The following is a 25,512-nucleotide window of genomic DNA, read 5'->3' on the forward strand; positions in this document are numbered from 1 at the left end:
TTACTCTTTTTCTTCTATCGCTGGTGCAGGGTCTGCATCGCCAGAGTTAGCATTCTTCACCGATTTATCGATAGACGCCAATATACCGCGCAATATATTAAGCTCTTGAGACTCAGGGCGTGCTCGGTTAAACAAGCGGCGCAGCTTAGTCATAACCACACCCGGGTGACTTTTGCGAATGAATGACGTGCCTTCTAGCGTGGTTTCCAAATGCGTATAAAAACGCTCTAAATCGTCATTCAGTGGATATTCTTCCTCAACACTTGGATAGGTTTCGCGATTTAGATAGGCCATGCGAATTTCATAACAAAGGGTTTGCACTGCTGCTGCTAAATTAAGTGAGCTGTATTCAGGGTTGGCTGGAATACACATATGGAAGTGACACTGCTGCAGCTCTTCATTAGTTAAACCACTGTTCTCACGCCCAAACACCAAGGCTACCGGGTACTTTTCTACTTCTTGGACCAGCTTTTCGCCACAGTCGCGCGGGCCTAACATAGGCCATGAATGAGTGCGAGAGCGTGCAGACGTCCCTACTACCAAGCCACAGTCTTTAACTGCCTCTTCCAGCGTGCTTACAATTTTCGCGTTAGCAAGCACATCACCAGCCCCTGCCGCCAATGCACTGGCTTGGCCGTCTGGCTCATTTACTGGGTCGACAAGATATAAGCTGCTCAGCCCCATGGTTTTCATAGCTCTTGCTGTCGAGCCGATGTTTCCCGTGTGAGACGTGTTAACTAAAATAATGCGAATATTCTCGAGCATGCGTGTAATACCTACGTACTTATTTGGATAGCGTCTTTAATTCGATAATACGCGCTTTTGGCGTGCTATCTTACAGACCTTAATAGCGTGAAGTTTAACACAGCGGCAGTATAGATGGCTATTCACGCTATTGTGCTGGGATTTCATTTGCATCGCGCATAGATTCTGGTAGACTCCGCCCGTTTTCGAAAACAACTAGCTATTTTTTGTACAGTTAGTTTGTTTCATTGGTCTTTTACAATTGGTGGTTTATCTATGCATCCTATGCTGAATATTGCGGTGCGCGCTGCGCGTGCGGCTGGAACAGTTATTGTTCGTGGTTTTGAAAAACATAATGAAGTAGCAACAGAGTCAAAAGGCTTAAACGACTTCGTTACTCAAGTTGATAAAGAAGCAGAACAAGCAATTATTGCCAAAATTCAGCAGTCTTACCCGAACCATTGCTTCCTAGGTGAAGAATCGGGTGAAGTTTTGGGCACAGAAACTGATTATCAGTGGATCATCGATCCACTAGATGGCACCACTAACTTTGTAAAAGGCATTCCTCACTTTGCCGTTTCAATTGCACTTCTTCACAAAGGTCGCTTAGATCAAGCGGTTGTTTTCGACCCAATTCGCAGCGAACTATTCACCGCGAGCCGTGGTCAAGGCGCGCAGCTTAACGGTTATCGTATTCGTGCTTCTAAGCCTCGTGACCTTTCTGAAACCATTATTGCTACTGGCTTACCGTTTAAGAACAAGTCTCAATTTGGCGAGTATGCACTAAGCCTTAACAAAATTTTCCACGAAGTGGGCGACATTCGCCGCGCAGGTAGTGCAGCGCTAGACCTTGCTTACGTTGCAGCTGGCCGCCACGACGGTTACTGGGAGCGCGGCATTAAATCTTGGGATATCGCAGCAGGTGAGCTTATTGTTCGTGAAGCTGGCGGTTTGGTAACAGACTTTAAAGGCGGAAACGACCCGCTTCACAAAGGCGAAATTGTTGCTGGTAGCGTGAAGGTGGTTCAAGGCCTAGTTAAGCATCTTAAGTAAGAAGCATCTTAAGTAAGAAGCACCTTAAGTAAAAGCAGCTTAAATAAATCGCTCGTAAGCACATAAACTGAGCCGATAAACCAAGCACAGTTAAACAGTAAAGGCGCTATGACACGAATGACGTGACATAGCGCCTTTTTCTTTTTCTCATTTATAGTTTTCGTTTAACTTTAGGCCAAACAAAAATCTAAGTATTAAAAAGCGCTTGGCGACTTCGTATGTCAGTGCGCACCCCACAACGGTTATTAGCATTATTAAAATAAATTCTTCGAGTGTCGACGATACACGGGAGCTCAAAAAGAACGCCGCCACCACAATTATCGTTTGATGCACCATATAGTATGGCAACACGCCTTTGTTCAAATAGCTCACCACCTTACTCGGGTGAGACAAATATTTTCGACCGAACCCCAATATTGCTGCCAACCATGCCCAGTGATTAAGTACAACGATTACACCAACCAAAACACGAAACCCAGGCGACGACTCCATTAACTGCCCTGTAGGGCCTAGCAAGTCGTGACGGTCTAAAATTATGACGCTGTAAAGTACTATCGCAATGGTTAAGCTTACGTAACGGGACCTCATAATTGCAGCATACAATGCGGGTCTAAGCGCGACCACAATACCTACCAGCATCACAAAAAAGTACTTTGCATGACTATACCAATCATTAAGCAAGTCGTGCGACGTGGGATATGCTACTCGTAGTTCCAGCCATATGGCAGTCATGATCGTAACCACTAACACGCTAAACAGCGCCAAACTATCGAGTACTCTCAACGCCCTTACTTCCACAAATCTGATAAGCGGGAAAAACAGCAATATGAAAGCGCTATACACAAAAAGGTAAGGTAAAAACCAAAGGTGATTCCATGTCAGTAAGCCAATTACCGATTGTTTGTCGATAAACAAGTCAGTATTTGGATTGATGTAAGCAACGTAGAACTCGCTAAACGGCATGGCTAGTGCTCCGCTGACTGTCCACTCTGCATAAACTTGTGGCGCGACGATAACAAACATACCGAATACAAGAGGAATTAATATCCGCAACGCCCTCTTCCCCAGTAGTGAAAGAGATACACGCCAGCGAGAGGTCGTTTGGCCATAAGCGCGGCGCAGCACGACGGTAAATACCATGGCAGAGATCAAAAATAATAAAGACATACGCCATTGGTTGGTCAATATCATCACATCTTGTAAAAGTGGAAATTGCACGTCGCTTTTTATATGCCAGCCCCACTCTAGAACGTAATACATTCCGATGTGATAAAAAATGAGTACACCAAACGCGATGACACGCAGTGCATCCAACTCGAAATAACGCTGAGTGACAGGACTCTCGACCACGGCCTTCTCTTTCGCCTCCCCCTTTGAAGTTCTGTTAACAAACGTTGCTTCCTGATCAACATATGCTTGCGTCAATGTCCTCACTCCTATTCAATAGTGTTTAACTAACGTGTTGCATCTAATGTGATAGACGTCCGACAGCAAACGCCTAAGTGACGAGAATTAAGGGAAAAAGGGTTAAGCGGTGAATAACTGGGATGAAAAATGGAGTCAGTTTCTTAGGGATTCTGAATCAAAACATAAATACGCTGCATTTGTTTTGCTTACAGCCTATTTGTTTATAAACAATTCAATCAATGCTGCGTCTAGTTGGACTGAATTTTCTCGAAGCGACAATAACAGCGTAGCACTTTGGGAGCCGTACGTTTGGGAATACTCGAGTGCTTTGAGCACCGCTTTGCTCGTCATCCCATTAATTATCGCTATACGTATACTCGATCAGAAGGTAAAAGTGGGAGCGACATGGCTTGGGTGGCATTTTGCCTTCGCCAGTTTATTTTCAGTAGCCCATGTATCATTAATGGTAGCATTTCGAAAGCTCGTCTATTTATTCTCTGAACGCAATTATGACTTTGGGATATGGCTCAATGAGTTCATCTACGAATATCGAAAGGATGTATGGGGCTATATTACTCTGATTACTTTTTACTATATTGCACGGTTTGGCTATCAACGCTTAATTGGTGAAGCATCACCTATTACACGCGACACATCACAGATAACGAATGACAACGTGGCCAGCACCTTACCTGACTATTTATTAGTGAAAAAGCTCAATAAGGAGTTTTTGGTTCAAGTCACTGACATACAGCGAGTAGAAGCCTCAGGAAATTACATTAACCTTCATACTCACGTGGGCGTTTACCCCTTGCGTTATACCCTTGGCCGGTTTTGTGAAGAAGGAGCGCATCAAGGCTTTATGCGAGTGCACCGGTCGCACGCAGTGCGAATACCTGCCATTGTGTCTATAAGTTATGAAGAAACAGGGGATGGAACAATAATGCTCAATAACGGTCAATCAGTAGCGCTTTCCAGGCGATATAAAGATGATCTGAAACAAGCATTAGCCCCCAATCAATAGTAAATTCCACTTTTGATAAAGCATAAAAAAACCGCATCGTAGATGCGGTTTTTGTACGTTTCAAGCGTGTAAAACTAAGGCATAGGATCTAAATCTGCGCCTTCCTTTTCCACTTGTGGTGGCATTAGGTCTTCTTTACTAATACCCAATGCAAGTGCCACTGAACTTGCGATATACACCGATGAGTAAGTACCAACCACTACACCGAACAACAAGGCGGTTGCAAATCCGTGAATAAGCGCCCCACCCTTGTAGAATAGTGCAACCAATACCAACACCGTGGTTAATGATGTGATGATAGTACGGTTTAGGGTTTGCGTTAGCGAGATGTTGATAATCTCAACAGGCTCACCTTTACGAATTTTGCGGAAGTTCTCACGAATACGGTCACACACAACGATGGTATCGTTAAGTGAATAACCAATTACCGCTAGTACCGCTGCAAGTACCGTTAGGTCAAACTCGATTTGAAGTACTGAAAACAAACCCAGCGTAAGTATAACGTCGTGAGCTAGTGCCGACACTGACCCTAGAGCGAATCGCCATTCAAATCGCATCGCGACATAAACTAGAATACACAAGAGTGCGACTAGCATCGCAAGGCCGCCCTGTTCGGTAAGCTCTTCACCTACGTTAGGACCTACGAACTCGATACGACGCATATCAACCTCAGTACCGGCAGCGCGCAAGGCAGCTAGTACCTGTTCACCAATAGTCACGGCTTTAACGCCATCACGAGGAGCAATGCGGATAAGTACATCTTGGCTGCTGCCAAAGTTTTGCACTATAGCATCTTCAAAGTTCGCTTCGTTTAGCTGGGCGCGAATGCCTTCTAAGTTAGCAGCGTCCTCATAGCCAACTTCAATTAGCGTACCGCCAGTGAAGTCTAGCCCCCAGTTAAGGCTATTAACGCCTAGCGACACGAACGAACCTAAAATGAGTACCGTTGATAACACCATCGCAGGAATGCGAAGGCGCATAAAATTGACGGTATCGGATAGTTTTAATAATTGCATGTTACTTCCTTAAATCGCCAATTTCTCTACGCGTCGACCGCCCCATACTGCGTTAACAATAACGCGCGTAACAAGGATTGCGGTAAACATCGAGGTTGCTATACCAATCATCAGTGTAATCGAGAAGCCTTTAATTGGGCCTGTGCCCACGGCAAACAGGATTAAGCCTGCAATGAAGGTGGTAATGTTAGCATCTAGAATGGTAGAAAAAGCACTGTCGTAACCTTGATGAATGGCATGCTGTGGGCTGCGGCCATCACGTATCTCTTCTCGTATACGCTCAAAGATAAGCACGTTTGCATCTACCGCCATACCAACGGTCAGTACAATACCTGCCATACCCGGTAGCGTAAGCGTTGCACCAGGGATCATCGACATAATGCCCACAATCATAACTAGGTTTGTAATCAGAGCGATGTTCGCTACCACACCAAACGCTTTGTAGTAAATCAACATGAAAACAAGTACCGCTGCCAGACCATACATAATAGCCTGCATGCCCAGCTCAATGTTTTCTTTACCCAAGCTTGGTCCAACCGTACGCTCTTCAACAATTTGAATTGGCGCAATCAGTGCACCTGCGCGAAGTAGCAACGCTAAGTCACGGGCTTCTTTCGGTGAATCAAGACCTGTGATTTGGAACTTGCTACCCAGCTGCGCACGAATAGTCGCAACCGAGATAACTTGCTCGTGTTTTTCAAACACTAGCTTGCCGTCTTTGTTACGTTCGCCAGTCGACTTGTATTCGATAAACACCGTAGCCATTGGTTTACCAATGTTCCCACGAGTTGAGCGAGACATCTTATTACCGCCTTCAGAATCAAGCGAGATGTTTACGTTCGGAAGTCCGTACTCATCAACACCGCTATTCGCATCAATAATATGGCTACCGGTAAGCATAATACGCTTTTCAAGAAGCTGAGGAATGCCTTGCTGATCTTCAATCACTTGAGAGCCAGGAGGAACGCGGCCGTTCAATGCATCACGGATATCGTTCTTCTGATCTACCATGCGAAATTCTAGTGTTGCTGTGGCATTAAGAATCTCTTTCGCACGGGCGGTGTCTTGAATACCTGGAAGCTGCACAACAATGCGATCAGCACCTTGCTTTTGTACAAGCGGCTCAGCCACACCAAGTTGGTTTACACGGTTGCGAATAATGGTAATGTTTTGCTTAACCGCGTTGTCGCGAATTTCCTGAAGCTTGCTTTCAGCAAAAATAGCGCGAAGTGTTAAGTCGTCCACCTGGTTAAAGGTTAGGTCGCGACTTTGGTTGCGCAAAAAGAACTCTGCCTTGTCTAGCGCATCTTCATCACGGAACGTAATGTCGATATGATCGTCAACCTGTTTTACACCGCGATAACGAATGCCTTCTTCACGCAGTGAAGTACGGAAACCACCCTCTGCGTCTTCTAGCGACTTAGCAATCACTTCGGTCATATCCACTTCCATCAAGAAGTGAACACCACCGCGAAGGTCAAGACCTAGCTTCATTGGCGCGCCACCTAGGCCTTCAAGCCATTCTGGCGTGTCAGGGGCAAGGTTCATAGCCACGTAGTAGTCATCACCAAGCGCCTTTTCAAGCGTTTCGCGCGTTACAAGCTGGGTATCAGAATCCGAAACGCGAACTAATATTTGTTCGTTCTCAAACTCAACACGTTTTGGAGAGATATTCTTTTCACTTAGCGCGGCTTTTACTTGTTCCACAGTGGCGTCAGTTACCACAGCGTCACGGCCTGCTGAGATTTGTACGGCGTGATCTTCACCGTAAATGTTAGGAAGCGCATAAAGTGCACACATTGCAACCACAATGAGTGCACTCAGTACTTTCCAAATAGAGTTTTTGTTTAGCACTGGATAATCCTTTCGTGCCAGTACCGGGAAGCGTCCCGGCCCCGGCTTTTGTTACTTACAGTGACTTCATCGTGCCTTTAGGCAGCACAGCAGTTACTGAAGACTTCTGAACAACGATGTTGTTTGAATCGTTAAGTGCAACTTCAATGAAGTCTTTTTCTTCTGACACTTTAGTGATTTTCCTACCAAACCACCTTGTGTTAACACTTCATCGCCTTTGCTAAGTGACGATACTAGGTTTTTATGCTCTTTTACACGCTTAGCCTGTGGACGGTAAAGCAAGAAGTAAAAGATTAAACCAAATACAGCTAGCATGATGATCATTTCCATGCCGCCACCTTGCGGCGCACCAGCAGACTGTGCGTAAGCGTTAGAGATAAATAGGCTCATAAAATTCCCCAAATATTATCGTTGTTATAGTGCCGGAACCGGCAACCCTTTTTGTTCATAAAATTCTTGTACAAACTCATCAAGCGTACCTGCGTCAATCGCATCGCGAAGACCCTGCATCACACGCTGATAGTAGCGAAGGTTATGGATGGTGTTTAAGCGCGCACCCAGGATTTCGTTACACTTGTCCAAATGATGTAGATAAGAGCGAGAATAGTTTTTACAAGTGTAGCAATCACAATTCTCATCTAATGGCGAGGTGTCGTTTCTGTGTTTCGCATTGCGAATCTTCACTACGCCTTCAGTCACAAACAGGTGACCGTTTCGGGCGTTACGCGTTGGCATTACACAGTCAAACATATCGATGCCGCGACGCACAGACTCTACCAAATCTTCAGGTTTACCCACGCCCATTAAATAGCGAGGTTTATCTTCCGGAATTTTAGGCGCGGTATGATCGATAATGCGGATCATATCTTCTTTCGGCTCACCTACTGAAAGACCACCAATGGCGTAACCGTCGAAGCCAATAGCTTCAAGGCCAGCAAGTGAAACGTCGCGCAGACCTTCGTACATACCGCCTTGAATGATACCAAACAGTGCTGCTGGGTTATCGCCATGGGCTTCTTTACTACGTTTGGCCCAACGTAGCGACATTTCCATTGAAACGCGCGCTTCTTGTTCAGTAGCGGGGTACGGCGTGCACTCATCAAAAATCATCACGATGTCAGAGCCCAAATCGCGCTGAACTTCCATCGATTTTTCAGGCGTAAGTAAGATCTTTTCGCCGTTTATCGGAGAGCGGAATGTTACACCTTCTTCGGTAATTTTACGCAAATCACCCAAGCTAAACACTTGGAAGCCGCCCGAATCCGTAAGGATTGGCTTGTCCCAATTCATGAAGTCGTGCAGGTCGCCATGCTGGCGAATAATGCCCGTACCAGGACGAAGCATCAGGTGAAACGTGTTTCCAAGACAGATGTGTGCACCGCTGTCTTTTAATTCTTCAGGGGTCATTCCCTTAACGGTACCGTATGTACCTACGGGCATGAACGCTGGGGTTTCTACAACACCGCGTTCAAACACCAAACGACCGCGTCGTGCTCGGCCTTCGGTTTTTAACAACTCAAATTGCATGTGAAAGCATTCCCACTTTGGTGCGCTTTTGCGCTGGGTATAAAAATAAATTGGCGGCGATTATACCAGTAATTCGGCTGAGATCATGCCCCGTATCTATGTTTATCTGTAACTAAGCTAGAAAGGCCTGCAAAACACCGATTTAAACGCCTAATGTCCTTGGGCGAATGTGCTTAGGCGCGTTCAATAAACATAGAATCTCCATAGCTAAAGAATCGATATTCTTTCTCTATCGCTTCTTGATACGCCTTCATGACATTCTCTTTGCCAGCAAATGCGCTAATTAACATCATTAGCGTGGACTCTGGAAGGTGAAAGTTAGTGAACATTGCGTCTACCACTTTAAACTCAAAACCAGGGTAGATAAAAATCTCAGTATCTTCGTTAAATGGCGCAATAACTTCCTCGTCACCGCGCTCTGCACTTGCCTTTGCCGCTGACTCCAAAGAGCGTACAGAGGTTGTACCCACTGCAATAACGCGTTTACCGTTGGCCTTTGTGGTTAAAACAGCGTCAACAACGTCTTGTGGTACTTCGGCGAACTCTGCGTGCATCTTGTGCTCTTGAATATTATCAACGCGCACAGGCTGGAACGTACCCGCGCCAACGTGCAAAGTTACAAAGGCCAAATTCACGCCTTTTTCTTTTAACGCAGCCAGTATTGCATCGTCAAAGTGTAGTCCTGCAGTAGGCGCCGCTACCGCGCCCGGCTTTTGATTGTAAACGGTTTGATAGCGCTCTTTGTCTGAACTTTCATCGGGACGGTCGATGTAAGGAGGTAGCGGCATGTGGCCATGGGCTTCTAGCAGCGTTAATACGGTCTCATCGTGGTCAAACTGTAAAATAAATAGCGCATCGTCTCGCCCTGTCACCGTAACATTCACTTTTTCTTCAAGAATAAGCGTAGTTCCAGGTTTAGGTGCCTTGCTCGCGCGAACATGCGCCAACGCTGTATTGTCTGATGTTATACGTTCGATCAGAACTTCAACCTGTCCGCCCGTTTCCTTTTTGCCCAGTAAACGTGCAGGAATAACCCGCGTATTGTTGAACACCAAGAGGTCGCCTGGCTCTACAAATTTCAGCATGTCAGCGAACATCGTGTGCGCTACATTGCCAGTCTTCCCATCTAAATGTAACAAGCGACTCGCTGTACGTTGCTGAGTTGGGTATTTGGCGATAAGTTTTTCGGGTAGCTCGAAGCTAAAATCTGATAGTTTCATAAATACGACTAAATTACGGCATAAAAGTTAGACAAAAGTAGAATATTAAGTGTTATTTAAGTTGCAACTAAAGGCTAATAAAAATAGATCTACAGATTAAGCTAAAGTCAAAATAAAAACAAAAAATGTTGATTATCAACAAATTAAAAATTAACGTATATTATAAAATAACTTTATATTGAACAATATACGTACAATTCAATTTATTAAATAGCACTTAACTCCTTAAACGGTTAAGATACCTGCAGATAGTGATGATGTTCTCCCATAAACATTCCTTATCATTCGTACCCAGCACTTGCTGGGTATTTTTTTATCTGCTTATTTTCCCTGCCTACCTTCACTCATCGCAACGTTATTACGAAGCTTCGATTCCTCTGCGCGACAGGTTAGTTGAATATCGATATCTTATAAACGGCGGTATTTTACGCTGTTTATTGCTGAAGATCAGTTAAGATTTCCTCTAAAAGCGCCGCATCTAATGGACGCGCCTTCAACACGTACAAAATCTGCAGAAGTAAATCGGCGCCCATAATACCTTTATTTACCTTATTTCTAAGATTATCTGCGCTTTGCTCCACGCCAATCTCTTCCAGCCTTTGGCTTAACGCTTGATATTTTACGCCGCGCACAGACATCTCAGATTTCACGACTCTTGCTACCGTTTGCCGCCACGCATTTTTAGCACCTTGCGTATTTCCAGTGTTCACACAGCCTCCAAAAACCACACAAATGTGATATATATTTTACAAAACACACTTTTTTACACTTATAGCATGTATTTAATGTTGACGATTATGGCACAACAGGTCTACACTGCAAGTCTAGATATTGGCGAAGATGAAAATAGTCGTTACAGTAACTTCGGTGGTTAATACAGCAAAGTATCTGTTTTTAATAAAGTGCAGTTGTATAACACACCACTTACACGACATTCATTTTCACAACTATCGCTTCAATAATTAAAGGAGAAAGGTATGAGCTGGGAACTGGAAAGCATCGAAGCCTTATTTAAAGAGCATGATGACTTTGTGGTAACACGTGAGGAAAACTGCTTACTTATTGCTAATCAAGACGGCATAGATGCCTGGCTTGCTATCAGCGGAGAGCAGATCTTAGTAGAGAGTCTTTTGTTTGCAGCGTCGGAAGTAAAAGATAAGCCAGCGCTAGATCATGAAATATTGTCTACTCATATGGTGTTCCCTTTGACCACGGTAGGCATTTCAAACATTGGTGGTGAAGAGTACTACACTGCCTTTGGTGCGCTAAGTGCCCAGTCAAAAGCCGAAAGTATCGTTATTGAAGTGGAAACCCTGTTTCAGAATGTTGCATCTTTCTTAGATGCCTACGAAACACACCTTAACTAAAATTTACTTCTAAGGAGAAGCGAATGTCAGTGTGGAAAAAATTAGTAACTGCAGTAAAAGGTGGTGCAACCGAAGCTGCTCAATCTGTCGTAGACAGTCAGGCTATTCGAATTCTGGAACAAGAAATTAGAGAAGCCAAAGAAGAATTGCGTAAGTCAGACCATGCACGTACCCAAATCTTGGCAAAGTGTAAACTTTCTCAGCAAAAAGTGGATAGCTTCAATTCGTCAATTGCGGAATACGAAGCTCACGCGCGCAAGGCCATCGATAGCGACCGCCAACTCGCGTTAGACTGTGCGCAAAAGGTGTCCGAACTTAAAGAAGAACGAGACCAAGAACAAACATATCTTGATCAGTTCCAGCAGTCAGAAAAGCAGCTGGCACAAAATATCCAACAGGCGAAAGCGAATTTACGTCGCTTAGAGCAGCAAGTGGATATGGTAAAAGCCACTGAAAGCGTTCAGAAGGCGCAAGTAGCGGTTTCTTCACGCCACATGGGTGCGAATAGCAAAATGAAAACGGCGACAGAGTCACTGTCACGTATTCAAGATAAGCAAAAGATGCGCAATGCTGAGCTACAAGCTGCAGAAGAGTTAGCAAACAATGAATCGAGCAGCGATCTAGAAAAACGCTTAGCCGAAGCGGGCATTAAAGGGGGTAAAACCTCGGCCGATGACGAGCTAGCGCGAATTCTAGGCAAGTAAGTTAGAAAAATGGGAGCTACGCGCTCCCATTTTTAATTCTTGTTACAATAATTTCCTGCGTAAATTACTGTTAAGTAAAGCGCGAATCTAGACAAATCAAGTACTTCAAGGCAGAGTAAGGGCACGCATAACAAGGGCTGTTTCTTTTATGTCTCCATGGATAAAACTGCGAAAAATCATGCTGCAATATTTTGCAGAATCACGTTGGTACACCATTGTCGGTGCCACCGCCTTTTACGCAGTAACAAGTTATTGGCTGCTATACGCTGCAGACGAGCACGATTTAATTACCAACGCCGACTTTGTTTACTGGCTGGCGGTCACCGCCTCTACAGTGGGCTATGGTGATTTGTCACCCGTCACGCCAGCGGGAAAACTGATTGTAGCGCTTTACGTCATACCGCTTGGTTTGAGTATCTTCGCCATGGTAATTGGCCGGATTGCAGCTTGGGTTTCATTAACGTGGAAGAAAGGATTGTTGGGTATGAACAGCTTGATACTAAATGAGCATATCTTGGTAATTGGGTGGAATGAGCAGCGTACTATGCTGCTGCTTGATTTAATACTGCAAGAACGCGATGCCATGCCAGAGCGCCCCGATATTGTACTGTGCGTGAAGGCCGACATCACTAATCCCATGCCTGGCGTGATTGAGTTCGTGAAGGTAGATTCGTTTAACAAAGACGAAGATATGGATCGCGCCTGCGTGTCCACCGCCCGAACTATTCTTATCGATAACCCACAAGACGATGTCACCATGACTACCGCGCTGTATTGTACTAAGCGTAATCCTGATGCACATCAGGTGGCTTATTTTGATGATGATAGTCTAGTGAGCTTACTTCAGGATCACTGCCCTAAAGTGGAGTGTACACCCAGCGTGGCAATAGAAATGTTAGTTAAAGCCGCTTTTGATCCTGGTTCAAGTATGCTTCATCACGACTTACTGAGTATTGAAGAAGGCCAGGCGCAATTTTCAGTAAAAATACCAGAAAGTAGCCACGCCATTTCTGTTGCTAAGTTATTTATTAATTTGAAACGTAAACACGATGCCATCTTTATTGGTTATGCGCCAAATGGTCTTGTGAAAGAAATGGTGGTAAACCCACCGTTGGACGTTACGTTAAACCCGGGCGACACTTTGTTTTACATTGCTGAGCGCCGCATTAACGCAATTAACTGGTCTTCTCTAGACGCTGATTAAGAGGCGTAAACATGTTTAGTAAACTATTTAAAAAATCAGAACCTAAAAAACCTAAGTCGCCAGAAATAATGGGGCTTTATTTAGGTGGCTCTTTCGAGTTAGATAACTTGAAACTTTCGCTATTAGAACCGGAGCTCACTATTGAAGGCGCAGCCCGTTCTCAATTAATTCAAGCGGTAGGAGAAGCGCCCTTAGATACAGGTGGCACTCTGCTTCGCTTTTACACCGACGACGATGGATTTTTACAGGTGGTCACCGACGGCGGCTTGTCTGAGAATCACATTACCGATGTTAAGCTGTGGCACTTTTATGAAACGAAAACCATTGGTAATACTGCTCAGTGGAACGAATGCTTGAAAAACATTATCAGCCAGCCCACCTATGAGCTTGACGGTAAGGTCTATATCCGCGTGTGGGGGGCAGTGGGCGATGAGTCACCGCCTGTTGCCGTCACTGAAACTACCTATGAAGAAGATGGTGATGTGAGTACTACTGATCAGTTTATGATGCTGTATGAACGCCCAATCAGTAATGACAGAGTTGAAACCCTGCTTGTTGTGGGTGAAGAAAAGCAAGTAGGTAATAATTTAGATAGATGTTTGGTGATTTCAACGGGGTTTGATGTTGAACCTGCAGATATCACTATAAACGGTTAATAAAAGGGAATAACTATGGATACGATCATGCAATCTTTGGCTGGCCTGGATAACTTTGCGCTTTACTTCGGCTTGTCGATTGTTTTTTTGTTTATCTTCAAATTGGTGTACGCCTTGGTCACACCTCACGATGAATGGAAGCTGGTAAAAGAAGAGAAAAACGTTGCCGCTGCCATCGGCTTTGGTGGCGCTATAATCGGTTTTGCCATCGCCCTTGGCAGCGCAGCTTCAAACTCGGTTGCTGTAGTAGATTTTGCTATTTGGGCGCTTGTTGCTGTGATTGCACAATCCCTAGCGTTTGCCATTTTGCGTTTCAGCTTTATGCCGAAAATCGCTGAGCGCATAAACAATAACGAAGTTTCTGCGGGCGTTATGCTTGCCAGCATGTCTATTGCCGTAGGCTTACTCAATGCCGCTTGCATGACCTATTAAGGGGGCAGCGATGACTGATAAACGAAATACTCAGCTTGATGTTATTGATAGCGTGCAAGGTGAGAAGCCCGCATTAAAACGCACCAAACATATTGACCTTGGTCGCATGCGCAAAGGTTTTAGCGTGAAGCCTTTAGCATTGGGTGTGGCCAGCGTTATTTTAAGTGGTTGTGGCGGCGAAAAAGAAGACGCCACTATTTACACCTCGCTAGAAGACTGTAAACAGGATTTTCCTGATGCAGTAGAGCGTTGTGAAGCTGCCTACCAGACAGCGGTCGACGAGGCCATGCGCACCAGTCCGCGCTTTAGCTCTGAGTACGACTGCGAACATGAATTTGGCCCTAACCAGTGCCAATATGTGAATAATAGTAGCGGCAGCTTTTTCATGCCGTTCATGGCAGGCTACATGGTGAGCTCTCTGCTATCGCCAAATCGCTATTACTCACAGCCCTTATATACTTCCTATTCATATAATTCACCGTTTCGTTCACGCTGGATAACGGCAGACGGCTATGTGTTCGACGGTGACATTCGCAAAAGAAAATATCGCGTAAACAAAGACGTTTATAAGCCTAAGCCTACCGTGAACCGCACAATGAAACGAGGCGGGTTTGGTAGCAGCGTTCGTGCAAAATCATCTTGGGGTAGCAGCAGCCGTAAAGGCGGCTGGGGCGGATAACTATGTTTAGAATGCCTTGCCAGCCTCGCAAGGGCTGGCAGCAGTTGGCTAACGAGTTTGGTTTTCATTTCCACACCATGTATGGCGAGCCTTATTGGGATGAAAGTGCCTACTACCAATTCACGCTAGCGCAAATTGAAAACGACATTGAAGACCCCACAGCCGAGCTACATCAAATGTGCTTGGCAGTGACCGAAGATGTGGTTAATAGTGAGGAATTACTTACTCGTTTTCGAATTCCAGAGCAACATTGGGACTTAGTAAGAGACAGCTGGCAGGAAAGAGCCCCCAGTTTGTATTCACGCCTTGACCTTGTCTACAGCGGCAAAGGGCCAGCTAAGCTGCTAGAAAATAATGCAGATACGCCCACCAGCTTGTATGAATCTGGGTTTTGGCAGTGGCTGTGGCTTTCACAAAATGTGGATGCCGGCAAACTCGCCCTGCACGCTGATCAGTTCAATAGCTTGCAAGAAAAACTAGTTCATCGCTTTCGCGAAATAGCATTGCACTACAACATTAATCAACTGCACATGGCGTGTTGTAAAGATACCGTAGAAGACCGCGGAACAGTGCAGTACCTACAAGACTGCGCTACAGAGGCCGGGCTTTTAGCTGACTTCGTTTTTATTGAAGACATTGGGTTAGCGGACACGGGCGTTTTTACCGATCTTCAAGACGCGCCAATTACAGACTGCTTCAAGCTTTATCCTTGGGAGTTTATGCTGCGCGAAGAGTTTGGCGATGTGTTAGAAGGTGCCCAAGTTAATTGGATAGAGCCCCCATGGAAATCGATAATTTCCAATAAAGCCTTGCTTCCTCAGCTTTGGAATAAATTTGAAGGCCACCCTAACCTGCTTCCCGCTTATTTTTCAGATGAAATAAACACAAACACACTATCAGGAAAGTGGATTAAAAAGCCTCTGTTTTCAAGGGAGGGCGCGAATGTTTCTATCATTGAAGGTGGAATTGAGAATAGGCTTAGCGATGGTCCTTACGGCGAAGAAGGCTATATTGTTCAAGTATTTGAACCTTTACCCGTTTTTGAAGGTAACCATACACTCATAGGTAGTTGGTTGGTAGATGACATGCCAGCAGGTATTTCAGTAAGAGAAGATGTATCTGCTATTACCCAAGATCTCTCTCGCTACCTTCCTCATATTATTTTGTAATCTACTTTAGGGGCGTTCGATGAAGCCGCTTTCTTTCCAAATTCGCGTTCTACTGACGCTAGGTGCATTGTTAATCGTAATAGAAGTAGCAAACTTACTTACCGGCAATGCACTTAATCAGTTTGGTGTAGTGCCTCGTACACTGTCAACCTTGCCATATATATTCACAGCCCCTTTCCTTCACGGTACACCCACGCATTTGATGGCTAACTTGGTGCCTCTTTTGCTGTTCATGTGGCTTACTATGCAGTGGGGAAAACGCACGTTTCTTATCGCTACGCTAAGCGCACTGCTTATAGGTGGTTTGGGCGTGTGGCTGTTCGGTAGAAGCGCTACGCATATTGGCGCGAGCGGCATGGTATATGGCTACTTCGGCTTCCTCGTGCTAGCAGGATTTAGAAGTAACAAAGTGCGGTATTTGCTTATTTCACTAGTAGTTGCAGCGCTATACGGAGGAATGCTGGTTGGTGTGCTTCCCACATCCAAATTTATTTCCTTTGAATATCATCTGTTTGGCTTTATTGGCGGCTTATTTGCCGCATGGCACTGGGCACGCTAATTAGTTTACGTATAATTAGCCTCAAGATAAGACGTTGTAATTAGATATGTCAGCAGTACAAGAACCTACACAAAAAAACCAAGGCTTTTTCGGCAACCTCGCGTTTAACATTGTTATTCCTGTGGTGCTAATGAGCTATGCAAGTTCGGAAGATTACCTAGGCCCTGCGTGGAGCATTGTGGCGGCACTCAGCTTTCCTATTGGTTATGGCCTATGGGATTTAAAAGAGTCGGGAAAGGTCAACGGCTTTTCCATTTTAGGCATTATCAGCGTACTACTTACCGGCGGGTTTAGCTTACTTAAACTGCCCGCAGAGTATATTGCGATAAAAGAAGCCGCTATCCCAGGCATTATCGGTATTGCTGTACTGGTAACCCAGTACTCTAATAAACCCTTGGTCAAAATGCTTATTTTGAACGACCAAATCATAAACTGGCCACACCTAAACCAAGTTCTTGATGCGAAAGGAAAGCAGAGCGAGTTTAAAAAGAAAGTCGCGGTTAGCTCTTACATCGTAGCCAGTTCGTTTTTCCTCTCTTCTGCACTTAACTATATTTTAGCTAAAATGATTTTGGTCAGTGAGCCAGGCACTACGGCCTACACTGAAGAGCTTGGCCGAATGACTGCGCTTAGCTATCCAGTCATTGTGATCCCGAGCATGATTTTGCTTATTGCAGCGCTCTGGTATTTATTCGCTCAAATCAAAAAAATTACTGGCGAAGAACTCGATAACTTTATTAATCAGTAAAAAGACAATCGATAAGGGGCTTAACGCCCCTTTAACATGCCCTTCCCTACGACTGAAGCTATTACATATTTTGTAATTTAGGCTACTAAAGCAATTTCCTGAAACGCAGAAGAATACTAGCCATCAAATTCCCACACCGCTTTTAACCAAAAAGCGTGAGTATTACGTATACTCTCAATGATAAAAATAACCCATTCTATTAGAACATGTTGGCGCTAATTTAAAGCGCGCATAGCACCTCTAGCATTACGCCACAAGCGCTGAATATTGTGTATTGCGCGCATGCTTGCTCCTTCATGTTCACACTAAGACGGTTCAATACGAAACGGCAAATTATGCTGACCATAAAAGACTTAAAGAAATCCTTTACACAGACAGGGGCTCCGCTCATCAACAACCTTAGCCTTACCGTAAAGACAGGTGAATCGGTGAGTATTCAGGGGGCTTCTGGCTGCGGTAAATCTACCTTGCTGTCGCTTATTGCTGGGTTTGAGACGCCCGACGGTGGAGATATTTCGGTAAATGGATTGTCGATTGCTGGCAATAGCAAACTCGATAATACATTTAAAGCGAAGGATATTGATAATTTTCGCAAACAGCATTTAGGTATTGTGTTTCAAAGCTTCAATCTATTCGACTGCTTTAATGCGTGGGACAACATTGCCTTTACTGCAAGGCTAAAAGGTAATGTAGATAACGACTACCAATTAGCATTAATGGAGCAGCTTGGGATATTACCCCTAGCGCAAAAGCCGCTAAGTCAGTTATCTGGCGGTGAACAGCAGCGCTGTGCCATTGCTAGAGCACTTGTACATCGCCCCTCGCTTATCTTGGCCGACGAACCCACCGGCAATTTAGACGAAACCACTAGCGAAACCGTGTCTGACTTACTCTTTAAAACTTGTAAAGAGGCCAATACTTCTCTTGTTGTGGTAACTCATAGCCAAGACGTCGCAGTAAAAGCAGACGCCGCTTTGCGACTACATAAAGGGGTATTAGAGAGTGTGAAATATAAAACTAAAGAACAAACCTTATCTTCACCAGTAGCAGCAAGCTAATTACAGGTGAAAAACGTTAGCGATATGCGCCCTGTGAAAAACCCACCGAAAACAGCAAGTAGGAAGATAACGTGCTACGCACTTTATTATTAACGCTTTCTAGCTTACTAGCAATGGCAAAGCAAAGGCCGTGGGAGCCTCTGCTCATTATGACCGCGATTGTACTGGCCAATGCTGGCTTAGTTACCGTTTTATTGATAAACGAAGGCGCTACACAAGGTGAACTGTTACAGTCAAAGCAAGGGCTTACCTTGGGCAGTATCATCACTCCAGCAGACAGTAGAGCTCGCTTTACACAAAGCGATTATGCCACGCTTCGCAAGCAGGGTTTTACCCAGCTTGTTGCGATAGCTGAAAGAGACGTTACCCTATCGTGCAATGGCAGCGAGCCCACAGCAACAACTCTCACATTACTTGGTGTTGATACTCAGCCTATTTTAGGAAGTGCATTTAGAACGAGAGGTTTTGAGGCGCCTTCCCTAAACGATAGCGCTGTTTCACTATCCTATTTATCGCAAAATGCGAAGAAATTTAGTGAAATGGAAAACCAGCAGACGCCAGCGGGACGCGAATTGCGCTCAAATTCTGGGGGCGACTTCGCTGTAAATGGGCTTATTCACCCCTTAACGAACGCAAAACTGGCTTGTCACGACACGCTCAATGAAATCCATAGAAAATCCGCGCCAAGTCCCTACTGGCCTGCAACGGTAAGCGCGTATGTGAGCAGCTTTGCTCCGCAAAATACAATTTTGATCTCTATCGATGAGTTTTACAGAGGCGGGGTAACGATTGAGAATGATGAACCTGTTAAGCCTGTTATTCCTGACAATGCTAAACGCGCGCAAGAGAAACAAGCAAAGCAACAGAAAGCTTACGTCCCACTTTCCGGGTTTATTACACTTTCACCGCTATCACATCAGCATTTAACCCAAATAGAAACCCTACTTGGAATACCTGTAAAGCAAACCACTAGCAATACAGACAATGACACCGGTTCGTTGCCAGATAGTTTTAGACTAAATCTTTGGGCGATGAGTGGACTGATGGGCGTTGTGGCGCTTTTTATAGTACTTAACGCGCTAAACTTGATGTACCGCACGCGGCTACCCAATATCATTCGTTTACGGCAGCTGGGCATATCTCAGCGAATTTTAAGCATTGCCCTATTCACCGAGTTGCTTGTTTACTGCGTAATAAGTATTCCAATTGGCATGTTCATCGGTTTTCAAGCGGCGTCATGGTTGTCACCTGTGATAAACGGTACATTTACGTCGTTGTTTAACGCTGTATTTGTTAACCCAGACGTTAATCTGCTTTTCACCTTCGGCTTCGCATTAACAACGACCTTTATATCGCTGGTTGTTTTTTCGTTAGTTTCTATAGTTAAGCTTTCAAATGCCCTAACCGTAGCGCCTGTCAAAAAAGAAAATGCGTTAGGCCAATTTGCCGTAGGTCTTATCTCATTATGTGCCCTACTACTGTTATTTATCGCTGAGGGGTTCGTATCTTCTGCAGCTTCAGCACTTTTCTTTGTTGCACTGTTACTCCTTACCAGCTGCGCGCTTATTCTTCTTTGGTTACCTATTTTCTCTAAGCTACTGACTAGATTTGTACCAAGACAGTGGCCCGTGTTCCACTACGTCATTGCTAATATGCATTTACTGTCTAGCAAAACCCGTCTCGCCGTTTGTGCATTCTTTATCGCGCTAACCGCAAATATTGGTATGAACACCATGACGGACAGCTTTAGAGACGCCACTGAACAGTGGTTAACGCAAAGGCTTTACGCGCCTTTCTATCTGTACACCGACGCGCCACTTAGTCGTATCGAAACGTTATCTACCAAATCGTTACCTCCGCTTGCTTTAACTCCTTTACTTAAGGCCGAGGGAGCTGTTATTGGCTCACATGCTCAAGAAGAGACACATAAAGAGATACATAAAGAAACACGTGAAGTCAGTAACAGCTCGCCCACCCACGTTTCTATCAGTAGCTACCCCGTTCACCAAAACGGTAAAAAGGCGCTTGTCCTCGATGATGTAATAAACAACGACCTCAACACAGCGTGGCGTGAGTTTACAGAAGGGAAAGGGGTATTCATCAATCAGCAATTAGCGTTTGCCCTTAACGCAAAGTTAGGACACACGCTAGATATAGAAAATACTCGCCTTCGTAAAACTGCGAATTCAAGTTCTTCGGCGGTTAATCCATCTAGCGAGGCTTATAGCTCGCCACAAGATAAAACTACTGACCCAACACAAGGCTCACAAAGCAGTTCGTCGAACTCAAACGTATTTGCAGCGACGCCTCAATGGAAAGTACTGGGTATTTATCCCGACTACGGTAACCTGAACGGGCAAATATTAGTGCCTCTTCCCTCATTTAATCGAAACGATGTCCTTATCAGGGATCAACTTTTTTCCGGTGTAGTGGCTATTTACCCAGAGCCGCCTATTGAGACTAACGTGATAGGCGACAACAAACAAAGCACCTATGGAAAGGACATCCTCGAACAGCAGCTAAAATCACAGTTAGGGGAACACCGCGAAATTGCCCTTTATACCCGACAAGCGCTGTTAGATACCTCTATGCAGACCTTTGATCGTACCTTTGTATTAACCGACGGCCTTAACATTACTACCCTATTGGTGGCGGGCGTCGCCTTCGCTGTTTCGCTGACGGTGCTAACCATAGGCAGCGCAGCGCAGTTATCTGTATTGCGTGCCCTTGGCGTTAGTCAGCTTAAAGTAAAAGCATCTCTGTTTGCGCAATATCTGCTGCTTTGTTTTATCTCAGCCTTGCTCGCCATTCCTTTTGGCGTGTACTTGGCCTATGTCTTTATTCAACAAGTAAACCGGCATGCATTTAACTGGGTGTACCCGCTTTCAATTAATGCAGAGGTTATTCTCTCTAGCGTGGGGTTATCGCTGCTTATCGTTTCACTGGTTCTGTTGTTACCTTTAGGAAAACTTAAGCCGAAAATTGATTTAAGGCAGGAAGTTCAGCTATGAAAAACCATTTAGGTAGCGCCAACACTACGTTTTTGCGATTTAAAGCCAACATCTTTTTAGTACTTGTAGCTGTTTGTTTCACTTTGAATGCATGTACTGAAAACCCAAAAGATGAAAACGAAACTCTGGGAACCTCCACGCCAAACGGCTTTTTTGGAAACATGCAGTCGAGCGACGCCTTTACGCCAGTAAAGCGGGGCAATACTGTTGAATTACCGCGCGATCACATGAGTCATCCCGATTTTCAGTTAGAGTGGTGGTACCTTACGCTTGTGTTAGGTACTGAAGACGGGCAAGAGTTCGGCCTTCAATATACGCTTTTTCGTTTCAATACTGAGCTAAATGCCCCTCCAAGCGTTAAGGCTAATGCTGAAAATAGTGCTGAAGTTAACGCCAAAAGTAAATCCGAAAGTAGTGCCGAAACTAGTGCTAGTCATAGCTCTGAAGATAACCTCCATACTAACGCCAACAACCATATCGCAAAAAACTGGAGCAATGGCCAGCAGTGGATGGGACATGCTTCGCTACACACCGCTGAACAGCATTATTTCGAAGAACGATTTGCAAGCGGCGGTGTAGGTAATGCCTATGTGAATCAACAACCCTTTACAACAGTTATTGACGATTGGGTTTGGAAAGCGGCACAGGCGGAGGTCCAAACAGGTGCAGAAAGCAAAGCCATGTTCCCGTCCGTGTTAAAAGTCGCTTTTGGGCAAAGCAGCACGCATCATCCGGTCAAAATAAATGGAAAAATCCCCGCTACCGCCGCAGACAGCTTATCAGAATTAAATGATACACTGGGCGTTAGCGCCGTCAAAGTCTCGCTTAATCTAGATACCTATGGGCCTTTCATCAAACAGGGTGATAACGGCTACAGTAAAAAAACACAAGACGAACGCCTTCGCTCCTACTATTACAGCCAGCCGTTCATTAACGCGGAAGGTACGTTAAACATAGAGGGCAATAGCGTAAAAGTTACGGGTAAAGGCTGGTTTGATCACGAATGGACGAGCCACTTAGCCAACAGTGAAGCCATGGGATGGGATTGGTTCTCGCTGCATTTAGACGATGGAAGTAAATTGATGGCGTTTCGCATGCACGCCATGAATAAAAACATGAAAAATAGCAAAAGCAAACACAGCGAAATATTCACAACGGCTAGCTATATAGCGGAAAATGGCACGAAAGAAACTATCGACCAAGCCAACGTATCAATTACGCCAACGGCCTATGAAACAATCAACGAGGGAGAGTCAGCTCGCTCTGTTCCCACCGCTTGGCGCATTCAAATACCAGAAAAAGATATCGACCTATCCATTCGCCCGTTCAAGGAAAGCCAATGGAATAACAGCTTATTTCCCTATTATGAAGGGCGAGTGGATATAAAAGGCTCCCATTCAGGGAGCGGCTTTATGGAATTGACAGGCTACTAAGGCCTGTTGACCTTTGATATACAGCGAAGCGTAATAGCCCCTAATAAATAGACCAATTGATGCGTTCACTTAGCGATGTCAAAGCCGCCACACCTAGCTGAGAATTACCCACGCTATTAAGCGCTGGCGAAAATACGCATATTGAGAAGCGTCCTGGTACAACAGCCACTATGCCTCCACCTACGCCACTTTTACCCGGCAAGCCTACTTTAAAAGCAAAGCTTCCAGCTTCGTCATACATCCCACTAGTCGCCAGAAGCGCGTTCACTTGTTTGGTTTGATAAGGCGTTAGCACCTTTTCATTTGCACAAGTAGAAAAACCTGCGTTAGCAAGAAAGCTCGTTGAGCGCGCCAAGTCCTCACAACTCATCTCTAGCGCACAGTTGTGAAAGTAATTACGAAGCACATCTTCCACTTCGTTTTCAAAATTTCCGTAGGCTTTCATCAAATATGCCATTGCTGCATTGCGAGAGCGGTGCTCGTATTCAGACTCCGCCACCACCTTATTTACCACGATATCGCCGTTACAGCTTAAGCGTCTTACGAAATCTCGCATGGCAATATAAGGGGAAGCGAACCGAGATTGCACCATATCACTAACCACCAGCGCACCGGCATTAATGAAGGGGTTGCGGGGAATACCGTTTTCATATTCCAACTGTACAAGAGAATTAAACGGCAGGCCGGATGGCTCGCATCCAACTCGCTCCCACATAGTTTCACCGTAGTGATTAATAGCTAAAACAAGATTAAAGACTTTTGAGATACTTTGAATAGAAAAAGGAACGCTCGCATCGCCTATCGACGTTATTTGACCGTTTGTATCGCAAATTGAAATGCCAAATTGCCGTGGATTAACCGTGGCCAACGCAGGGATGTAGTCGGCAACTTTTCCCATGCCCAACATGGGCTCAACTTCATCATAGATATCTTGAAGTAGTGCCAGCATTTCGTTTTTCATAGTTCCCCTTTCCTGCTTACCACAGATAAAAATAAAGCGCCTTGTTATAAAAACGCTGGCGCTTTAATTTCTATACAAACAATGTAGCGATTAGTTACAGCGCCAATCTTCCTTAAAGTCACACAAGCCATCATCATCTTCGTCTGACGTAAGCTCAATGTTGGTCGATACCTTTTCTGATACTTTATTTGAATCGGAATCGATTATTACTGGCTGTTTTTTATCGATAAAACTGAAGATTGTTTTTGCAATATCCGTGTTATCAATTTGCCCCATAAGCGATTGATAACCAGCGCCAAAAGCAAATACTTCAACATCTACACCAGTGTGACCGCCTGTTGTCCACCCCGTGTTTGTTTTGGTGTCTAAGAAGGTTTTTACTGCCATGAAGCGAGTTTCATCATCTTGGTTTGATACGCTATCTAGCGTGGCAAGCTCTTCTTCACTCAACGACAAGCCAAGCTTCTGCGCCACAAATTCGCCAGGGTTCTCTTCATTTGCCATCTCTAAAGCAATTGTCATTACCGAGGCTGACATAGACTTAAGATGTTCAGGGCTCCAGCGGTAGTCGCCGTTTGCGCCAATGGTTAAGCCACCTGTGCTGTGATCCGCCGTCAAAATAACCAAGGTGTCAGGATTCGTTTTTACATAATCTCGCAAATATTCCATGGTTTGCGCTAAGTCGTGCATCTCAGCCATGGCAGACGCGATATCGTTTGCGTGACCAGCCCAATCTACTTGACTTGCTTCAACGAGAAGAAAGAACCCATTGTCGTTTTCTAAGTGTTTAATAGCATGTTGAGTTAGGTACTCAAGACGATTTTTGCGCTTGTCATCTAATACCGCAGGCAGCGCTACTGGAGCAAACAGACCGAGAACATTACTTCCCGCAGGCACTGAAGCCAGACGGTTATATGAATCGGCATATTCGTAGCCAGCATCAATAAACTGCGCCAAAATATCTCTGTCATCGCGTTCAAAGTAAGACGTTCCACCGCCTAGCATCACGTCAGCGACAAACTTACCGTCCACGCGAACATCAAAGAAATCTTCAGCTATTTCGTTGTAGTTCTTACGGCTTTCGTTATGCGCAATGTATGACGCAGGTGTCGCATGAACAATTTGAGACGTTACTGCCAAACCAGTACGCATGCCTTTACTCTTAGCATGGTACATAACAGAGTTTACTGGTTGTTTATTTACATCAACACCAATTGCACCGTTGTATGACTTAACGCCAGTAGCAAGAGCGGTTGCAGCTGCGGCTGAATCGGTAACGTAACCAGATACTTGCGCAGGATACGTTGAAGCATTGCCCACTAAAATATCGTCAAACACAACCGATTCGATTTTCGGTGTTGACGGGTCATCTACATAATTACGATAAGCCGTGGTATAGGCAGGCCCCATACCGTCGGCTACAACCATTATTATATTTTTCGGTACACCTTTAGTTTGCGTACCGGTTGCACTTGCTGATTCGGTCATAGATTCAGTGATACCACAACCCGCAAGAACAGCAATAGACGCACAACTTAGTAGTGATGTGCGAACAAATTGTTTAATCATTTAAACTTCCCTGAGTAAGTAAGGTACCTACTGGCCTGGATACCCGCAGATACAACAATAACGACACTATCGCGAATGATTCTTTGGTGATCATAATGGTGTTAGCAAAGCGATAAG

Annotated in this window: 23 protein-coding genes and 1 pseudogene; 14 read left to right on the top strand and 10 right to left on the bottom strand. The window is 44.9% G+C overall.

Annotated elements, in window-relative coordinates:
• On the bottom strand, positions 1-765 hold the full coding sequence (gene trmJ / locus MASE_RS12895; RefSeq protein WP_014950182.1) for a tRNA (cytosine(32)/uridine(32)-2'-O)-methyltransferase TrmJ: 765 nt from the start codon (positions 763-765) through the stop codon (positions 1-3).
• Between the two features lie 255 nt (positions 766-1,020).
• Between trmJ and suhB the strand changes: the two genes are divergently transcribed.
• The gene (gene suhB, locus MASE_RS12900) at positions 1,021-1,797 is read left to right on the top strand and encodes an inositol-1-monophosphatase (protein WP_014950183.1); all 777 of its coding nucleotides are present in this window, start codon (positions 1,021-1,023) and stop codon (positions 1,795-1,797) included.
• A 147-nt stretch (positions 1,798-1,944) separates the two neighbouring features.
• Here suhB and MASE_RS12905 read toward each other — a convergent pair whose 3' ends face one another.
• Positions 1,945-3,222 (bottom strand): acyltransferase family protein, encoded by a 1,278-nt coding sequence (locus MASE_RS12905; protein ID WP_014950184.1) that lies wholly within the window; start codon positions 3,220-3,222, stop codon positions 1,945-1,947.
• A 109-nt stretch (positions 3,223-3,331) separates the two neighbouring features.
• Between MASE_RS12905 and MASE_RS12910 the strand changes: the two genes are divergently transcribed.
• Positions 3,332-4,228, top strand: a complete 897-nt coding sequence (locus MASE_RS12910; protein ID WP_014950185.1) for a LytR/AlgR family response regulator transcription factor — start codon at positions 3,332-3,334, stop codon at positions 4,226-4,228.
• A gap of 74 nt (positions 4,229-4,302) precedes the next feature.
• Here MASE_RS12910 and secF read toward each other — a convergent pair whose 3' ends face one another.
• From secF to MASE_RS12940, 6 genes and pseudogenes are all read right to left on the bottom strand, one after another.
• Positions 4,303-5,244 carry a protein translocase subunit SecF gene (secF, locus tag MASE_RS12915; RefSeq protein ID WP_014950186.1) on the bottom strand — a complete coding sequence of 314 codons (942 nt, stop codon included), beginning with the start codon at positions 5,242-5,244 and terminating at the stop codon, positions 4,303-4,305.
• A gap of 9 nt (positions 5,245-5,253) precedes the next feature.
• Positions 5,254-7,098, bottom strand: coding sequence for a protein translocase subunit SecD (secD, locus tag MASE_RS12920; protein WP_014950187.1), 1,845 nt, complete (start codon positions 7,096-7,098; stop codon positions 5,254-5,256).
• 55 nt (positions 7,099-7,153) lie between these two features.
• Positions 7,154-7,488, bottom strand: a pseudogene (gene yajC, locus MASE_RS12925) (preprotein translocase subunit YajC).
• 24 nt (positions 7,489-7,512) lie between these two features.
• Positions 7,513-8,625, bottom strand: a complete 1,113-nt coding sequence (tgt, locus tag MASE_RS12930) for a tRNA guanosine(34) transglycosylase Tgt (RefSeq protein ID WP_014950189.1) — start codon at positions 8,623-8,625, stop codon at positions 7,513-7,515.
• 173 nt (positions 8,626-8,798) lie between these two features.
• Positions 8,799-9,845 carry a tRNA preQ1(34) S-adenosylmethionine ribosyltransferase-isomerase QueA gene (gene queA, locus MASE_RS12935; RefSeq protein WP_014950190.1) on the bottom strand — a complete coding sequence of 349 codons (1,047 nt, stop codon included), beginning with the start codon at positions 9,843-9,845 and terminating at the stop codon, positions 8,799-8,801.
• Between the two features lie 434 nt (positions 9,846-10,279).
• Entirely contained in the window at positions 10,280-10,555 is a 276-nt protein-coding gene (locus tag MASE_RS12940; protein ID WP_014950191.1) for a DUF6471 domain-containing protein, read from the bottom strand.
• Between the two features lie 267 nt (positions 10,556-10,822).
• On the opposite strand from MASE_RS12940, the gene MASE_RS12945 reads away from it, so the two are divergent.
• The 12 genes from MASE_RS12945 to MASE_RS13000 all read left to right on the top strand — a co-directional run bounded on the left by MASE_RS12945 (position 10,823) and on the right by MASE_RS13000 (position 22,865).
• Complete coding sequence (locus MASE_RS12945) at positions 10,823-11,212, top strand: DUF2170 family protein (protein ID WP_014950192.1); 390 nt, start codon at positions 10,823-10,825, stop codon at positions 11,210-11,212.
• 23 nt (positions 11,213-11,235) lie between these two features.
• The gene (locus MASE_RS12950; RefSeq protein ID WP_014950193.1) at positions 11,236-11,916 is read left to right on the top strand and encodes a PspA/IM30 family protein; all 681 of its coding nucleotides are present in this window, start codon (positions 11,236-11,238) and stop codon (positions 11,914-11,916) included.
• Positions 11,917-12,064: 148 nt separating this feature from the next.
• Complete coding sequence (locus MASE_RS12955; protein ID WP_014950194.1) at positions 12,065-13,120, top strand: potassium channel family protein; 1,056 nt, start codon at positions 12,065-12,067, stop codon at positions 13,118-13,120.
• Between the two features lie 11 nt (positions 13,121-13,131).
• Entirely contained in the window at positions 13,132-13,776 is a 645-nt protein-coding gene (locus MASE_RS12960) for a YjfK family protein (protein ID WP_014950195.1), read from the top strand.
• Between the two features lie 15 nt (positions 13,777-13,791).
• Positions 13,792-14,208 carry a DUF350 domain-containing protein gene (locus tag MASE_RS12965; RefSeq protein WP_014950196.1) on the top strand — a complete coding sequence of 139 codons (417 nt, stop codon included), beginning with the start codon at positions 13,792-13,794 and terminating at the stop codon, positions 14,206-14,208.
• Between the two features lie 10 nt (positions 14,209-14,218).
• Positions 14,219-14,887, top strand: coding sequence for a DUF1190 family protein (locus MASE_RS12970; protein ID WP_014950197.1), 669 nt, complete (start codon positions 14,219-14,221; stop codon positions 14,885-14,887).
• Between the two features lie 2 nt (positions 14,888-14,889).
• Positions 14,890-16,056, top strand: coding sequence for a glutathionylspermidine synthase family protein (locus tag MASE_RS12975; protein ID WP_014950198.1), 1,167 nt, complete (start codon positions 14,890-14,892; stop codon positions 16,054-16,056).
• Between the two features lie 19 nt (positions 16,057-16,075).
• A complete protein-coding gene (locus MASE_RS12980; RefSeq protein WP_014950199.1) occupies positions 16,076-16,615 on the top strand; it encodes a rhomboid family intramembrane serine protease in 540 nt (179 codons plus the stop codon).
• Positions 16,616-16,661: 46 nt separating this feature from the next.
• Positions 16,662-17,363: a VC0807 family protein gene (locus tag MASE_RS12985; RefSeq protein ID WP_014950200.1), complete on the top strand. Its 702-nt coding sequence runs from the start codon at positions 16,662-16,664 to the stop codon at positions 17,361-17,363.
• A gap of 335 nt (positions 17,364-17,698) precedes the next feature.
• Complete coding sequence (locus MASE_RS12990; RefSeq protein WP_014950201.1) at positions 17,699-18,421, top strand: ABC transporter ATP-binding protein; 723 nt, start codon at positions 17,699-17,701, stop codon at positions 18,419-18,421.
• Positions 18,422-18,492: 71 nt separating this feature from the next.
• A complete protein-coding gene (locus MASE_RS12995) occupies positions 18,493-21,432 on the top strand; it encodes an ABC transporter permease (RefSeq protein WP_014950202.1) in 2,940 nt (979 codons plus the stop codon).
• Positions 21,429-22,865, top strand: a complete 1,437-nt coding sequence (locus MASE_RS13000; protein WP_014950203.1) for a lipocalin-like domain-containing protein — start codon at positions 21,429-21,431, stop codon at positions 22,863-22,865. The genes MASE_RS12995 and MASE_RS13000 overlap by 4 nt, the downstream gene beginning before the upstream one ends.
• A 40-nt stretch (positions 22,866-22,905) precedes the next feature.
• Here MASE_RS13000 and glsB read toward each other — a convergent pair whose 3' ends face one another.
• Both glsB and MASE_RS13010 read right to left on the bottom strand, forming a co-directional pair.
• A complete protein-coding gene (gene glsB, locus MASE_RS13005; RefSeq protein ID WP_014950204.1) occupies positions 22,906-23,814 on the bottom strand; it encodes a glutaminase B in 909 nt (302 codons plus the stop codon).
• 102 nt (positions 23,815-23,916) lie between these two features.
• Complete coding sequence (locus MASE_RS13010) at positions 23,917-25,395, bottom strand: alkaline phosphatase (RefSeq protein WP_014950205.1); 1,479 nt, start codon at positions 25,393-25,395, stop codon at positions 23,917-23,919.
• Positions 25,396-25,512 lie beyond the last annotated feature (117 nt).

It is taken from the genome of Alteromonas macleodii ATCC 27126, from assembly GCF_000172635.2.
In the GTDB taxonomy this organism is placed as follows: domain Bacteria; phylum Pseudomonadota; class Gammaproteobacteria; order Enterobacterales; family Alteromonadaceae; genus Alteromonas; species Alteromonas macleodii.

What these genes read in the sequence shown, in the direction of transcription:
- MASE_RS12950 (WP_014950193.1), top strand. Translation starts at nt 11,236, where the DNA reads ATGTCAGTGTGGAAAAAATTAGTAACTGCAGTAAAAGGTGGTGCAACC.
- glsB (WP_014950204.1), bottom strand. Translation starts at nt 23,814, where the DNA reads ATGCTGGCACTACTTCAAGATATCTATGATGAAGTTGAGCCCATGTTG.
- MASE_RS12960 (WP_014950195.1), top strand. Translation starts at nt 13,132, where the DNA reads ATGTTTAGTAAACTATTTAAAAAATCAGAACCTAAAAAACCTAAGTCG.
- MASE_RS12980 (WP_014950199.1), top strand. Translation starts at nt 16,076, where the DNA reads ATGAAGCCGCTTTCTTTCCAAATTCGCGTTCTACTGACGCTAGGTGCA.
- MASE_RS13000 (WP_014950203.1), top strand. Translation starts at nt 21,429, where the DNA reads ATGAAAAACCATTTAGGTAGCGCCAACACTACGTTTTTGCGATTTAAA.
- MASE_RS12945 (WP_014950192.1), top strand. Translation starts at nt 10,823, where the DNA reads ATGAGCTGGGAACTGGAAAGCATCGAAGCCTTATTTAAAGAGCATGAT.
- MASE_RS13010 (WP_014950205.1), bottom strand. Translation starts at nt 25,395, where the DNA reads ATGATTAAACAATTTGTTCGCACATCACTACTAAGTTGTGCGTCTATT.
- queA (WP_014950190.1), bottom strand. Translation starts at nt 9,845, where the DNA reads ATGAAACTATCAGATTTTAGCTTCGAGCTACCCGAAAAACTTATCGCC.
- tgt (WP_014950189.1), bottom strand. Translation starts at nt 8,625, where the DNA reads ATGCAATTTGAGTTGTTAAAAACCGAAGGCCGAGCACGACGCGGTCGT.
- trmJ (WP_014950182.1), bottom strand. Translation starts at nt 765, where the DNA reads ATGCTCGAGAATATTCGCATTATTTTAGTTAACACGTCTCACACGGGA.
- MASE_RS12985 (WP_014950200.1), top strand. Translation starts at nt 16,662, where the DNA reads ATGTCAGCAGTACAAGAACCTACACAAAAAAACCAAGGCTTTTTCGGC.
- secF (WP_014950186.1), bottom strand. Translation starts at nt 5,244, where the DNA reads ATGCAATTATTAAAACTATCCGATACCGTCAATTTTATGCGCCTTCGC.
- MASE_RS12965 (WP_014950196.1), top strand. Translation starts at nt 13,792, where the DNA reads ATGGATACGATCATGCAATCTTTGGCTGGCCTGGATAACTTTGCGCTT.
- MASE_RS12990 (WP_014950201.1), top strand. Translation starts at nt 17,699, where the DNA reads ATGCTGACCATAAAAGACTTAAAGAAATCCTTTACACAGACAGGGGCT.
- MASE_RS12975 (WP_014950198.1), top strand. Translation starts at nt 14,890, where the DNA reads ATGTTTAGAATGCCTTGCCAGCCTCGCAAGGGCTGGCAGCAGTTGGCT.
- MASE_RS12970 (WP_014950197.1), top strand. Translation starts at nt 14,219, where the DNA reads ATGACTGATAAACGAAATACTCAGCTTGATGTTATTGATAGCGTGCAA.
- MASE_RS12955 (WP_014950194.1), top strand. Translation starts at nt 12,065, where the DNA reads ATGTCTCCATGGATAAAACTGCGAAAAATCATGCTGCAATATTTTGCA.
- suhB (WP_014950183.1), top strand. Translation starts at nt 1,021, where the DNA reads ATGCATCCTATGCTGAATATTGCGGTGCGCGCTGCGCGTGCGGCTGGA.